This is a genomic window from Thalassospira sp. ABD4_177 (genome assembly GCF_056160125.1).
The window spans coordinates 1,419,455-1,434,243 of record NZ_JBSWWO010000001.1 but is presented as its reverse complement, the minus strand read 5'-3'; the positions used below and the strand labels follow the sequence as shown (position 1 = coordinate 1,434,243).

At 56.5% G+C, this 14,789-nt stretch carries 11 protein-coding genes; all 11 read left to right on the top strand.

From position 1 onward, the window contains the following. The first annotated feature begins 191 nt into the window (after nt 1-191). The 11 genes from ACXAF0_RS06550 (at nt 192) to ACXAF0_RS06500 (ending at nt 14,785) form a co-directional block, all read left to right on the top strand. Nucleotides 192-1,841 carry a flagellar hook-length control protein FliK gene (locus tag ACXAF0_RS06550; protein ID WP_475345034.1) on the top strand — a complete coding sequence of 550 codons (1,650 nt, stop codon included), beginning with the start codon at nt 192-194 and terminating at the stop codon, nt 1,839-1,841. Nucleotides 1,842-1,862: 21 nt separating this feature from the next. Next, the gene (locus ACXAF0_RS06545; protein ID WP_475345030.1) at nt 1,863-2,642 is read left to right on the top strand and encodes a flagellar hook assembly protein FlgD; all 780 of its coding nucleotides are present in this window, start codon (nt 1,863-1,865) and stop codon (nt 2,640-2,642) included. Between the two features lie 49 nt (nt 2,643-2,691). Then, nucleotides 2,692-4,437: a flagellar hook protein FlgE gene (locus ACXAF0_RS06540; RefSeq protein WP_475345026.1), complete on the top strand. Its 1,746-nt coding sequence runs from the start codon at nt 2,692-2,694 to the stop codon at nt 4,435-4,437. Between the two features lie 354 nt (nt 4,438-4,791). After that, nucleotides 4,792-6,396 (top strand): flagellar basal-body MS-ring/collar protein FliF, encoded by a 1,605-nt coding sequence (gene fliF, locus ACXAF0_RS06535; protein ID WP_475345022.1) that lies wholly within the window; start codon nt 4,792-4,794, stop codon nt 6,394-6,396. 79 nt (nt 6,397-6,475) lie between these two features. After that, a complete protein-coding gene (locus ACXAF0_RS06530; protein WP_475345018.1) occupies nt 6,476-7,900 on the top strand; it encodes a FliH/SctL family protein in 1,425 nt (474 codons plus the stop codon). Continuing rightward, nucleotides 7,893-8,255 (top strand): flagellar motor switch protein FliN, encoded by a 363-nt coding sequence (gene fliN / locus ACXAF0_RS06525; protein WP_044827611.1) that lies wholly within the window; start codon nt 7,893-7,895, stop codon nt 8,253-8,255. Before ACXAF0_RS06530 ends, fliN begins: the two co-directional genes overlap by 8 nt. Nucleotides 8,256-8,276: 21 nt before the next feature. Next, on the top strand, nt 8,277-9,071 hold the full coding sequence (locus ACXAF0_RS06520) for a motility protein A (RefSeq protein ID WP_475345014.1): 795 nt from the start codon (nt 8,277-8,279) through the stop codon (nt 9,069-9,071). Between the two features lie 82 nt (nt 9,072-9,153). After that, the gene (locus ACXAF0_RS06515) at nt 9,154-10,710 is read left to right on the top strand and encodes a sigma-54-dependent transcriptional regulator (protein ID WP_475345013.1); all 1,557 of its coding nucleotides are present in this window, start codon (nt 9,154-9,156) and stop codon (nt 10,708-10,710) included. Between the two features lie 89 nt (nt 10,711-10,799). After that, a complete protein-coding gene (gene flhA, locus ACXAF0_RS06510) occupies nt 10,800-12,962 on the top strand; it encodes a flagellar biosynthesis protein FlhA (protein WP_475345011.1) in 2,163 nt (720 codons plus the stop codon). Nucleotides 12,963-13,019: 57 nt separating this feature from the next. Then, on the top strand, nt 13,020-14,000 hold the full coding sequence (locus ACXAF0_RS06505) for a flagellar biosynthesis protein FlhF (RefSeq protein WP_475345009.1): 981 nt from the start codon (nt 13,020-13,022) through the stop codon (nt 13,998-14,000). Next, nucleotides 13,997-14,785: a MinD/ParA family protein gene (locus ACXAF0_RS06500; protein WP_475345008.1), complete on the top strand. Its 789-nt coding sequence runs from the start codon at nt 13,997-13,999 to the stop codon at nt 14,783-14,785. The genes ACXAF0_RS06505 and ACXAF0_RS06500 overlap by 4 nt, the downstream gene beginning before the upstream one ends. Nucleotides 14,786-14,789: the final 4 nt, after the last annotated feature.

Genomic DNA, 14,789 nt, shown 5'->3' with positions numbered 1-14,789 from the left:
GCGCCTTGGTAACCACTCTGGCAGCCACCGGATCATTTTTGCCCGCCATCCACTGCCATAGCCCCGCGGCAAATTGTGCCGCACCTTTACAACACCCGGTAACGCCCTGAAAATATGTAAGAAACGTTAACTGACAAAACTGGCCCGTCCCTTGCACATGTTTTGACACTGCTTCCATAAGGACCAAGGTCATGAACAGCTCTGCGATTACAAACAGCGTGATGCCAACTGTCGCCGTACCGGGCGCGAACCCCAGCGAAAGCAAGGGATCGGGCTTTAGTGATATCATGGCATCGGTCACCGACAACTGGTCTGAGCACAATCAGCAGGCCAAATATGACGCGGCAAAATCTGCCCAGAACAATGCCGATGAACGTCGTGCGGAAATGGATGCACGCAGATCAGCACGTGATGAACACACGATCGAAGAAGCGCGCACCGAAGACCGTCGGGACGATGAACCCGCCCGTGCAGCGCGCGATGATCATGACGATCACGAAGACCATGCAAAAGTTGATGACCCGAAGGCCGATGAACCGCGGGACGCCGACGCCAACCGTCCGGAAGACGATAATGCTCCGGATGACATGCAAAGCGCAGAAAATTCTGATAGCAGCACTGACGACGGTGATGCGTCTGATCAAGGCGAAAGCCAATCGTCTGAAGACCCAAAATCTGCCGCTGCAGAGGACGAGACCGGCACTGATAGCGATGGCTCCGAAAACGTTGTAGCCACCCCTGGCATGGTCGATCCGAACCAGCCGGCGCAGACTGTCCCGCTTCCAGGTTCGCCAGAGGCCATTGAACTGGCCAAAGCCAAAGCTGCCGAAACGAAGGCAAATGCCACTGGTAGTGCGGCCACAGGTCAGAACGCAGCATTGGCGAATGCCCAGAATGGTGCAGCCAATGCGAACGCCACTGCAACCGCTGACACCACGACAGACGGCTTGATGAACTCAACCGCCCTGTCGCAGCCTGCTGCCGCATCATCGGCCAAAATGGCAATGAATGGCGCAGATGCCGCCACTGGTGACGAACTGTCTTCTGACAAGTTCTTGTCACGTGTCGTTGAATCCATGAGCGGAGATGGCAAGGGTAAAGTGGACGCCAATGGCACCGTGAATGCTGCCACAACCGGTCAGACGACGAATGGCACCCAGCAGGCCAGAGCAACCAACCCGGCACAAACTGCCCAGACGGCGCAACAAGCCATGGCCGCAGCCGCCAACGCCCAGAACGCGCCAAATAACCCAACGCCTCAGCAAGCTGCGGCTGCCACGAGTTCTGTAACAGCCACCGGTGGCACGGAAGCCACGGCAACAGCAAACGGACAGCCGGGCAGCACCAACACCCTGCATCAGACCAATACCGGTGGGCAGACCGCGCAAACCGCGCGTCAGGCGCCCTCCCAACAGGTTCAGCAACAGGTTGCCGTTTCGATCCGCAATGCCGCCAGTGAAGGTGTAGACAAAATTTCCGTTCAGCTTCGCCCCGAACATCTGGGTCGCGTCGATGTCAAAATGGAAATCGGTCAGGATGGCCGCATCCAGGGCGTTATTCAGGCAGATACCCGCGAAACCCTCGACATGTTGCGTCAGGACTCGCGCGCTCTGCAGCAGGCACTTAAAGACGCCGGCCTGAATGCAGACAGTCAAAGCTTCACCTTCGAGCATCGAAATGAAGGTGGCCAAAGTCAGGATGGCAACGGCCAATCTCGTATGACCGCCGATCAGGGCAGCAGCCCCGATGATGGCGATGTCATGAGTGGAACCGAACTCGCCGAACATGTCGCCATTGGCTATGGGATCAATCCCAACGGCCTTGTCGATATCCGGATCTAGGAAAGATAAGAGGGCTCTCAAATGACCGTTTCTTCCCTGACAAACGTTGGTCTCTCGACCACAGATACGAACGCATCATCGACCAGTTCGGCAAACCAGCTGGCACAAAACTTTGATACGTTCCTGACCCTGCTGACCACGCAGCTCAAGAACCAGGATCCGACCTCGCCAATGGAAAGTGACAAGTTCACCGACCAGCTAAGCCAGTTCGCCCAGGTTGAGCAAGGCATTCAGAGCAACAAAAACCTCGAAGACCTGCTGGCAATGCAAGGCCAGCAACGTCAGCTTTCAGCGCTATCCTATGTCGGTGCAGAGATCGAGGCCGTTGGTGACACCAACTGGCGCGAAGAAGGCGAGAGCCTGTCGTACAAATACAACGTTGCCCCGGAAGTTCCGCGTCTGCAGTTGCAGATCCAGGATCAGAGCGGTGCAACCATCTACTCAGAAGAGCTTACCGATGTTTCCGGCCTCCAGACCTTTACCTGGGATGGCAAGAACAACAACGGTGTGGAACAGGATCCCGGTGCCTACACCCTGGTCGTCAGCCCGATGGCTGCAAATGGGGACAACTTCCTTGATGAAGACGGCGATCCGGCATCTGTTGCGATCGGTATCGTCGGTACGGTTGACAGTGTCGATATCGATGACAGCGACATTTACCTGCGTATGGGCGACGTTTCTGTACCGTTCTCGACCCTGACCAATGTGAAACTGGGTGCGAACAGCACCGATACCACCAACGATAATACCGACACCGGAGATAACTCCGGGACTGAAGAAGAGCAGGAAGAAGCCGCCTAGGGCATTCATCCGGATTTGATCAACACCCTGTAGAAACAGGAGAAGAAAAATGAGCCTTTTTGGTGCAATGATTTCCGGTGTTTCCGGCCTGAATGCGCAGTCTCAGAACCTGGGCGTCATCTCGGACAACATCTCGAACCTTAATACGATCGGCTACAAGGGAACCATTGGTCGCTTTTCGACCCTGGTGACTGAGGCCGCAACAGATACCCGCTATACACCAGGTGGCGTGCGGTTCCATCCGACTGCACTCATCAGCAAGCAGGGCTTGCTGCAAGCAACCTCGTCGACCACGGCGGCTGCAATTTCGGGCGATGGCTTCTTCATCGTTCGCGGCACCCCATCGCCAGGAACCAATGACGAGCTGTTCTTCACCCGTGCTGGTGACTTCAAGCCTGATGATGATGGCTACCTGAAAAACACCGCGGGTTATTATGTGCAGGGCTGGGCAACTGACCGTGAAGGAACACTTCTTGATGCGAGTGGCAATACCACCACATCAAACAGCTCGGCCGTTACCGACCTTCAGGTACTTGACATCAACTCGATCCTTACAGCGGCTGCTTCGACGACAAATATCGAATTCGGAGCAAACCTGAACTCGGATGAAACTGCTGTCACCGGTGGCACTGCAACATCAACCACCACGGGTCTCGATTATGATACAACTGATCTGACCACGCTCGCCGGCATCAATAACGGTGACCAGTTCAGCATCACCCATGATGGCACTACGACCAACATTACGATCAACACCGGTGATACGCTGGAAGATCTGGCTGCCGCGATCAGTGCTGTAACCGGCATTGATGCCACGACCACTACAACTGGCACCAACGATACCCTGACCTTGACTGGTGCATTTGCAGATCAGGATGTTGTAATCGCCAACGTAACAGGTACCCCACTGAGCGCCACCGGGATTAACTTCGCCGGCGTTCCGGGAACCCTGTCGGCAACCTACACTGCAGGTGACCTCGCAACCGGAACTGTCGATGAAGACAACTCCATGCCGGTGACCATTTATGACTCCCTTGGTTCCGCCCATACCGTCAACCTGCAGGTTGTCAAACTAGGTCAGAACCGGTGGGGCTTTGAACTTACCGGCAACACAACGAGCGGCGAGCTTGACGTCACCGATCACCCGAACGGCCTGATCCAGGCTGGTACGATCACCTTTGATGGTTCCGGTAACCTTCAAAGCTTTACCGGTGTGCAAGCAACGATCGGCGCGGTGAACGTTGGCGTGAACGGCAACTTGGTCGACACTGACATCTCGGCTGAATGGAGCAATGGTTCTGACACCAGCGAATTCACGCTTGATTTCGGTACCATCGGTCTTGGTAACGGTATCACGCAGTTTGCCGCAGGCTCGGATGCCAATGGCAACCTTGTCGAATACACTACCCACTTCATCAACCAGAATGGCGCGCAGGCAGGTACCATGGTGAACTACGCCTTCACCGAAGAAGGCTTCCTTCAGGTGGAATTCGCCAACGGTGTCAAACGCCCGGTTTACAAACTGGCGATTGCCACCTTCGAGGCACCTGATGAAATGGAAAACCACACTGGTAACGTTTACCGTCAGACACGTGAGTCAGGTGATTACCTGTTGCGTGAACCGGGCCTGAACGGTGCTGGTAACGTTGTAGCCTCGGCCCTGGAAGGCTCGAACGTCGACCTTGGTGAGGAATTCACCAACATGATTGTCACCCAGCGCGCCTACTCGGCAAACACCAAGACAATCACCACGACCGACGAAATGCTCGACGAGCTGATCCGCATCAAACGGTAATTGACATCTGTTTCAGGGCTTTAGGCCGCCCTGAAACATATTGCACCAATCAAGACTCGCCCGGCCAATGTGCCGGGCTTCTTTTTGGTCAATTGACTCACTACATTAAGGGCAGACCAAAGCGGTCATTAAATATCCAAACGATTCAAATCACTGATGAATTTGAATCCGGCGACTGGGCAAAAATTGCCGGTTGTTAACCTGTTCTTCAGCATGGAGAACTATTCGTTGTTGATGCTGGTCGTAATCCGCATGGATCGATCCGCATAGGGAAAGTGGTAAAATTTCGGTTCGGAGCAGTCGATCGTGGACGGCTTGTTGCAAACACTCAAAAGTCTGGGACCAACGCGCCTGATGGCAATCAGCGGCGTGGGTGTGTTGCTGCTTGTCTTCTTTGCATTTTTGATCATGCGCGTTTCTGCCCCGAATATGGAACTGCTCTATCGCGATCTTGACCCGGCCGACGCCAGCCAGATCGTCAATCGCCTGGAAGATCAACAGGTCCAGTATCAGCTGCTCAATAGCGGGACCGAAATTCTAGTTCCGGCCGATCAGGTCAACCGCATGCGCCTGAACATGGCCGAGAGCGGCCTGCCGACCGGCGGTTCTGTTGGCTACGAGGTCTTTGATAATTCTGACGGTTTTGGCGCAACCAGTTTCGAACAGAACATCAACCATGTCCGCGCCCTTGAGGGCGAGCTGGCTAGAACGATTGCCGCGATCCAGTCGATCCAGCAGGCACGTGTCCATCTGGTCCTGCCCAAACGTCAGATGTTTTCGCGCGAAACCCAGGAAGCCAGTGCTTCTATCGCAGTCAAAATGGCTGGCGGCGAGCTGAAGCCCGAACAGGTTGTGGCCATCCAGCATCTTGTTGCGGCCGCTGTCCCCCAGCTTGATCCGGGCAAGGTTTCGATCATTGATGAACGCGGCCGTTTGCTCGCACGCGGCGATGGCGAACAGCAATCTTCGACCTTCCTGACGCAAACCGCCGATGAAATGCGCATTCGCACCGAAAGCCGCCTGCGCAACACCATCGAGGATCTTCTTTCGCGCTCCCTTGGTTATGGTGAGGTGCGTGCCGAAGTCTCGGTCGAGATGGATTTCAACAAGATCACGACTGCGGATGAGCGCTTTAACCCCGATGAGCGGGTAATCCGGTCAAGCCAGACGATCGAAGAAAACGCGACCAATTCCGAAACCGAAGGCACTGACCCGGTAACCCTTCAGAACAACCTGCCCGATGCCAACTTCGGCGGGGGCGAAGGTGCGGGTACGCAAAGTCAGGAAAGCCGAACGGAAGAAACCGTCAATTACGAGATTTCCAAAACCACCACCACCCAGGTCAAGGAAATCGGCGAGATTTCACGTGTGACAGTGGCTGTCCTCGTTGATGGCACCTACACCACCGATGAAAACGGCGAGCGTCTGTATCAGGAACGCGCACCGGAAGATCTTGAAAAGATTGCCGCCCTTGTGCGCAGCGCCATTGGCTATGACCCGCAGCGCAGCGATCAGGTCGAAGTCATCAACATGCAATTTGCTGATACCGATGATCTGTTCCCGGATGAAGAAATCGAGACCTTCCTTGGCCTCGACAAAGCCGAGATCTTCCGTATCGCCGAGATGCTGGTCTTGGCCATCGTTGCCATCCTTGTCATCCTGCTGGTGGTCCGCCCGCTCCTGACGCGTGCGTTCGAAACGCTGCCAAGTGCGGCAGACATGGCGCAGCGCCAGTTGCTTTCCGAAGACATGACCGCAGAGGGCACGCCCGCCCTTGAAGGTCCGGCCCCTGTGCCGATGGCACCGGGTGGCGCGGACGAAGGCGAAGAGCTTATCAACCTGTCGCAGGTTGAAGGCCGCGTGAAAGCATCCTCGGTCAAGAAAATTGGCGAGATCGTGGAGAAACACCCGGAAGAAGCTCTGTCGATCATTCGCAACTGGCTGTATCAGGAAAACTGATGTTCCTGACAGTTATCGGCTCACTGGCAGCCGCAGGGCTGCCTTCCTTCTGTTGCTCAAGGCGTTTTAGCAGTTCGATATGACGGCCATTGAAAAGTTCACATTCTCGCTAAGTTTCGACGATGCCGACAACGTAATCCGTTCGGCAGGCGAAGAGGATGAGCATTACGAACTGGGCAAGAGAAAGAAGAAAAAGAAAGAAGAAGAAGCCCCGCCGCCCCCACCCCCGGTCTATACCGAGGAACAAGGCGCCCAGATGGTGGCCGACGCCGAAAAGCGCGGCCACGAACAGGGCTTTGCCGAAGGCCACAAGCAGGGCTTTGATGAGGCCCATCAGAAAATCATGGCCTCGCTTGAAAAGGCCGTCGGCGATGTTGAATCCGAAATCGCTGAAAAGCTGGGTCAGATCGACGAGCAGCAAAAACGCGCCAATGCCAAGATCAACGAGGATGCAATCCATGTTGCCCTTGGCATCATCCGCAAGCTGGCCCCGGCCTGGTCCAAGCAATATGAACTGACCGAAATCGAAGACATTGTACGCCAATGTCTAGCCAACCTGTTTGAAGCACCGAAAGTCATGATCAAGGTTCATCCCGACCTTGAAAAGGACGTCGGAGCAGCTGCCAACCGCATTGCCCAATCACGTGGTTTTTCGGGCAAGATCGTTGTCGTTGGCGAACCCGACGTCGCAAGTGGCGACTGCCAGGTTTCCTGGGGGGACGGCACGGCGGTGCGCGACAGCGCGCGCATCTGGTCTGAAATCAACGCCATCATCGACAATGCGCTGGCCCTTCATGCCAACGACCATGATCTGGCCAAAAGTAACATGGGCGATCCCGACATTCAGGAAAGCCGGATGCCAACTGCGGAAACACCAGCTGCACAAACCCCATCCACGGCGGATGATCCCCCTGCCCAACCGGCAGAGATAACGGAACAGCCGGATGCAAGCCAAGACGCAGCACCTCAGATGGATTCTGAGCCTGAACAACCCGCAGAAATGCCAAGCCCAACCACCGAGGCTCCGGCACCGGAAACGTCACAAAGCGCGCCTCAACCGCACGACAATCTTGCGGGATTGACCCAAGGTGGCGGGGCGGAACCGGTGACACAGGTCACACCGGACGCGCCATCCCCTGCAAGCCCGGAAGCAGAAGGTCCGGGAACGCAAGAAGGCGATGGCACCGAAGCGCGGAATATGCAAACATCGCAAGAAGATACGATGGCTCATCCGACGCCACCGGCTGGCGCACCGCAAAGCCCGGAACCGGGCGTGAATGCGCAACAACAGCAGACACCGGAACCGACCATCGAACAGCAGGCGGAAAACAAGCCTGAGGCAACCACAGACCAGACGACGGCAACCGCGCAAGGCCCTGCACAGCCAGACAACGCAGCCCCCGAAACCGGGCAGCCGCGCATGCAGGAAAACCCGACCACCACAGCCGACGAGATGGCTGCTGTGAAGCAACCGACCAAAGACGCAGGAGACGAAAATGGCTGATGATGACGATCTCGAACTCTCGGAACTCGACGACGATCACATTGAACTCGAGGGCGAAGGTACCGAACTTCTCGCCGCAGCCGAAGCCGGCAGCGAGCAGATGAAGACTTCCAAGGATCTCGAAGCCGTGTACGATATTCCCGTTCAGGTTTCGGCAGTCCTGGGAAAAGCAACCATGCAGGTCAGTCAATTGCTGAAACTTGGTCGTGGTGCTGTCGTAGAGCTTGACCGCAAGGTTGGTGAAGCTATTGATATCTATGTGAACAACCGTCTGGTCGCACGCGGCGAGGTGGTGGTGGTTGAAGACCGGCTTGGCGTGACCATGACGGAAATCATCAAATCAGAGAAAAGCTAAGGTAAGAGAGGATATCCGACTATGGCCGAAGGGGGGACTAAAACGTCGTTTGACATTGCGACAGTCGGGGGACTGGCCATTGGCTTTGCGTTGGTGATTGCAGCCATCATCTTTGGTGGATCGCCGGGCGCCTTTATCGATATCCCCTCTGTCCTGATTGTTATCGGCGGTACAGCGGCCATTACGGCTGTCAGCTTTGCGTTGGGCGAGTTTCTCGGCTCCGGCAAAATCCTGATGCGCACGATTTTCCACAAATCGCGCAATCCGGCGGATGCCGCCCTTCAGATCCTTCAGCTTGCCGAAATCGCCCGCAAGGGCGGAGTGCTGTCGCTGCAGGGCCACCTTGATAGCCTGCAAAGCGAGGAATACCTCTGGAAAGGTCTGTCGCTGGTCGTGGACGGCACCCCGCCCGAGGAAGTCGAAGCCATCATGCGCAAGGACATGAATGCCACCATCGGCCGGCACCAGAAAGGTGCCAACATCATGAAAAAGGCCGGTGACGTTGCACCGGCGATGGGCCTGATCGGGACGCTGATCGGTCTGGTGCAGATGCTTGGTAACCTTGATGACCCGTCATCCATTGGTCCGTCCATGGCGGTTGCGCTTTTGACCACCTTCTATGGCGCGGTTCTGGCCAACATGGTCTTTATGCCGCTTGCCGGTAAGCTTGAACGTAACTCCAACGACGAAGAACTTTTGAATTCGGTCTATATGGTTGGTGCTGTTTCCATCGGTCGGCAGGAAAACCCCCGCCGTCTGGAAATGCTGATCAACTCGATCCTGCCGCCGTCAAAACGCGTCAGCTACTTCGATTGATCACACGTGTGAATACGGCTCTGCGCATCGACATCTGGATGATGCGCAGGGTCCCCGAAACTGATCGGAAAGAGATGAGACGATGCAGGTACTGATCGTTGGTGGACTGGGCGGACAGATAGGCGCAGCCAGCAAGATCGCAATGGCGCGCGGCGCTTCGGTTCAGCTGGCCGAAAGCGTGACGACGGCGCTTAACATCCTGCGAACGGGTAACCGGATTGATCTGGTCATGGCCGACATCACCCTTGATGTCGCCGCCCTGATTGACGCCATGGGTGCTGAACGCATCACCGTGCCGGTTGTGGCGTGTGGTATCGGCAATGACGTCAACGGCGCGGTTAACGCCATCAAGGCCGGTGCACAGGAATTCATTCCCCTGCCGCCCGAAGCTGATCTGATTGCCGCCATCTTTGAGGCCGTCACCGAAGAAAGCCATGCCCTGATCCATCGGGATGCCCGCATGGCCGAAACCCTGCGTCTGGCCGGTCAGGTCGCCAACAGTTCGGCATCCATCCTGATCACGGGTGAAAGCGGCACCGGCAAGGAAATCATTTCGCGCTATGTGCACCGCAAATCCAATCGTGCGGACAAGCCGTTTGTCGCCGTCAACTGCGCAGCAATCCCCGATAACCTTCTTGAATCCGAACTGTTCGGTCATGAAAAAGGCGCCTTCACCGGCGCCCAGGCGCGACGCATCGGTAAATTTGAAGAAGCCAATGGCGGCACGCTTTTGCTTGATGAAATCAGCGAAATGGACGTCCGCCTGCAGGCAAAGCTTCTGCGCGCCATTCAGGAAAAGGAAATCGATCGGCTTGGCGGCAAAAGCCCCGTGAAGGTTGATGTCCGCATTCTCGCGACCTCGAACCGCAATCTTGAGGCAGAAGTCAATGCAGGTAACTTCCGCGAGGATTTGTATTTCCGCCTGAATGTCGTCAATCTCGATATTCCGTCGCTGCGCGAACGCCCGGATGACATTCCGGTTCTGGCCGAGTTCTTTGTCAAAAAGTATTCCGAGGCCAATGACGTTCCGATCCGCCCGATCAGCACGCTTGCGATCCAACGCCTGCTGTCCCATCACTGGCGCGGCAACGTGCGTGAGCTGGAAAACACAATGCATCGCGCCGTACTGATCGCAGGCCCAGATGAAATCGGGCCAGAGGCCATCATGCTGTCCGGATCGGGCAGCAGTGAACCGGCCCCGGCTGCACCGGCACCACAGGCACCAACACCCGCACCAGCGGCCCCTGCGGCACCCGCCCGCGCAAGTTCGGCCTATGCCAACGCAAATGCGGCCTATGGTGCGGCGTCATCGGCCTACCAGCCAAGCGCACCGACGCCAACACCCGCACCTGCCCCCTCTGCCCCGGCAGAAGAACCGCCGGCTTCGGATCACGATGCTGATGCTGAAAGCACATCAGACGAAGGGGCTGGAAACGGATCTGTGACCTCCGCGCTGGTCGGGCGCACGGTGGCGGACGTTGAACGCGATCTGATCATTGATACGCTGAAGCATTGCTTTGGCAACCGGACCCATGCGGCCAATATTCTGGGCATTTCCATTCGCACACTGCGCAACAAGCTGCGCCAGTATAGCGACGAAGGGCTTGCCGTCCCCGCCCCTGGCGATGGTCACGACTGAACATGAAAATCACCGGCGCTATCCCCATCTTCAAGGCAGGCAGAAGCGCAACGGACTTCGAGCACGCAACAGGATAACAAGCAAAGACAATGGCCGAAGGTCAAGACATCACACCGACTGGTTCCGGTGGCTCCGAAGGCCCCGGTGGCGGTGCGCCGGGTGGGCTAAATCTCGGCGCTTTGCAGTCGCGTGTCTCTTCGGCCATGAAGCGCGGCGATATCGCCATGGCGCTTGGCTTTATCATGATCCTTGTGGTCATGATGTTCCCGATGCCGCCATGGCTGCTTGATTTCATGCTGGCCCTTTCGATCAGTTTCTCTGTGCTGATCCTGATGACCTCGCTGTTTATTCAAAAGCCACTCGAATTCAACTCCTTCCCGACGATCCTGCTGGTGGCGACGTCACTTCGACTGGCGCTAAACATTGCGACAACCCGCCTGATCCTGGGCCACGGTCACGAAGGCACGCATGCCGCCGGTGCGGTTATTGAGGCATTTGGCAGTTTCCTGATTTCAGGCAATTTCGTCATCGGGATTATCGTTTTTGCCATCCTTGTGATTATTAACTTCGTCGTGATCACCAAGGGTTCTGGCCGTATCGCCGAAGTCGCGGCACGTTTTACCCTTGATGCCATGCCCGGCAAGCAGATGGCGATTGACGCCGATCTGTCTTCGGGCCTGATCAACGAAGAACAAGCCAAGGCCCGCCGTAAGGAACTTGAAGATGAAAGTTCCTTCTTCGGGTCCATGGATGGTGCATCCAAATTTGTTCGTGGTGACGCGGTTGCCGGTATCCTGATTACCTTCATCAACGTGGTTGGCGGCATCATCATTGGCACGGCCCAGATGGGACTGTCCCTGGGCCAGGCAACCGAAACCTATACGATCCTGACGGTTGGTGACGGTCTGGTGTCCCAGATCCCGGCCCTGATCGTTTCGACCGCGGCCGGCCTTCTGGTCACCAAGGGTGGCCTTGATGGTGCGACCGAAAAGGCCGTCTTCGGACAGGTCAGTAACTACCCGGCTGCCCTTGGCGTTGCCGCCGCCCTGATGGCGGGCATGTCGCTTTTGCCCGGCATTCCGATGGTGTGGTTCCTTGGCCTGGCAGCGGGTCTTGGCTATCTCGCCTATTACATGGGCAAGCGCCAGAAAGCAGCCGTCGTCGAAGAACAGATGAAGGAAACCCAGGCCGCTGCCGAGGCCGCCGCCCCACCGCCCGAGGAACCCATCGCCAATGCGTTGCGAATGGACTATGTCCGGCTTGAACTGGGTTATGGCTTGCTGTCGCTGATCAGTACCGAACGGGGTCAGAAACTGACCGATCAGATCAAGGCACTGCGTCGTCAGCTTGCCGGTGACATGGGCTTTGTCATGCCGTCGGTGCGTATTCAGGACAACATGCAGCTTCCGGCCAATACATACGTTCTGCGCGTCAAGGAAATCGAAGCGGGCCGCGGTGATCTGCGCCCGAACATGTTGTTGGTGATGGATCCGCGCGGTGAGGAAATCACCCTGTCGGGCGAAAAAACCATGGAGCCGACCTTTAACCTGCCGGCCATGTGGATCGAGCAGGGCATGAAGGAAGAAGCCATGTTCCGCGGCTACACGGTTGTTGACCCGCAAACCGTGATCACGACGCACATCACCGAAGTGATCAAGGATCACATGCCCGAACTGCTGTCTTATGCCGAAACGCAGAAGCTGCTTGATGAGCTTGATGAAGACCAGAAAAAACTGGTCGAGGACATCGTCCCCGGTCAGGTTTCCGTCGGTGGTGTTCAGCGCGTGCTTCAGAACCTTCTGACCGAACGTGTATCCATCCGCGATTTGCCGACCATTCTTGAAGGCATCGCGGAATCCACAGCCTTTACCCGTAACCCGACCTTCATGACCGAACATGTCCGGTCCCGTCTCGCACGCCAGTTGTCGGATGTGAATACCAATCAGGATGGTGTCATTCCGCTGGTGACCATGTCGCCCCAGTGGGAACAGGTCTTTGCCGAAAGCCTTGTTGGTCAGGGCGAGGAAAAGCAGCTTTCCATTCCGCCAAGCCAGCTTCAGGAATTCATCAACAAGGTCAGAACCACGTTTGAGCGCCTTGGCATGATGGGCGAAAGCCCGGTTCTTCTGACCAGCCCGGGCATTCGCCCCTATGTGCGCTCCATCGTTGAGCGTTTCCGCCCGAGCACGGTGGTGATGTCGCAAAACGAAATCCACCCCAAGGCACAGCTTAAAACGCTGGGGCAGGTCTGATGCGCATGATCAATCCGACCGCCCTGATCGCGGATATAACAAACCGGGGGGACCAGAATGCGTCTTAAGACCTTCACCGCCCCCACCATGACCGAGGCGATGGCGCTCGTAAAAGAGCATATGGGCACCGATGCCATCATCGTCTCGACACAGGATATCCCCGGCAGTGGTGTCCGCCTGACCGCCGCCCTTGATCGTGATCCCGATTTCGAGGATGACGGCGGCCCGGCCCCGGCCCTTCAGGAACAGCTTGATGCGGTTGAGGCCGCCCTCACACGGCATAATTTGCCGGAACGGTTGCGCATTCGCCTGTGTGACCTGATGGCACGCGAAACAGCCGCCGCATCCGAGCAACAATTGCTGGCAGGCGCGCTTGATGAAATTTTTGATTTCTCACCCCTGCCCGAAAAGAACACACCGCGTGCACTGGCCTTTGTCGGGCCACCGGGATCGGGCAAAACACTGGCCGTTGCCAAAACCGCCGCACGGGCGGTGATGAAGAAACGCAAAGTCGCTGTTCTTTCAACCGATTATAAACGCGCAGGTGGCATCGCCCAGCTTGAGGCGTTCACCAAAATTCTCAAGGTCGATCTGCTGCAGGCCAAATCACCCGATGATCTCAAGGCGCGGTTTGGCGAAATCCGCGATGCCGATGTCATCCTGATCGATACGGCAAGCTGCAACCCGTATCTTGAAACCGAGATTGGCACGCTTTGTGAATTCATGAAAGCAGTACCGAGTGAACCGGTACTGGTAAACCCTGCGGGAATTGATGCCTACGAGTCCGCTGATATTGCCAATGCCTTTGCCGATGGCGGCGCAACGCGCGTGATGATCTCGCGACTTGATGTTGCCGCCCGCCTTGGCGGTGCGCTATATGGTGCGGACTCAGGTAACCTTTCCCTTTGCAATGTCAGTATGACAGCCCAGGTTGCGGACGGGCTCACTGCCCTTAGTCCCCTTGCCTTGGCAAAACTTCTGATACCGTCCCATCGCGCTGAAACCGCGAAACCGAGCTTCTCTGAGGTCGTGAAATGACTACCAAGTCTGATTCTTCACCCAAATCTGCCCCGCGGGCCAGAGGCCGCAATGTTCTTGCTGTCGCATCTGGCAAAGGCGGCGTCGGCAAGACCTGGTTTTCCATCACCCTGACCCATGCCATGGTTATGGAAGGTCACAAGACCCTTCTGTTTGACGGCGACCTTGGACTTGCCAACATTGATATTCAGCTTGGCCTGATGCCGAAATATGATCTGGGCGGCGTGATTTCCGGGCGGATCAGCCTGAAAGACGCGGTTACTCATTTCCCGGATGGCGATTTTGATATCATTGCCGGGCGCAGTGGATCGGGCAGCCTTGCCAACCTTCCGGCCACCCGTTTGCAGGCGCTTTCGGATGATTTGCTCCAGACCGGCAAGGAATATGATAAGGTATTGATCGACCTTGGCGCTGGTGTGGATCAGGGCGTGCGTCAGATGACCGGACTTGCCAATACGGTGATTGTCATCACCAATGGCGACCCGACCTCGCTCACCGATGCATATGCCTTTATCAAGGTCACCCATTTGGCCCGCCCGAAAACCGACATCCGGGTGGTGGTCAATATGGCCAAGGACAAGAAAGAAGGTCAGGCGATCTACAACAAGCTTCTCAAGGCCTGCGAAGGCTTTTTGAAGATTTCGCCGCCGCTGCTTGGCGTTATTCGGGCGGATTCCAAGGTATCGGAATGCATCCGTAATCAGACGCCGCTTTTGACCCGTCATCCCAATTGCGATGCCGCCCACGACATAGAGGCAATCGCCCAAACCCTTCTCGAGGAGTAGGTTT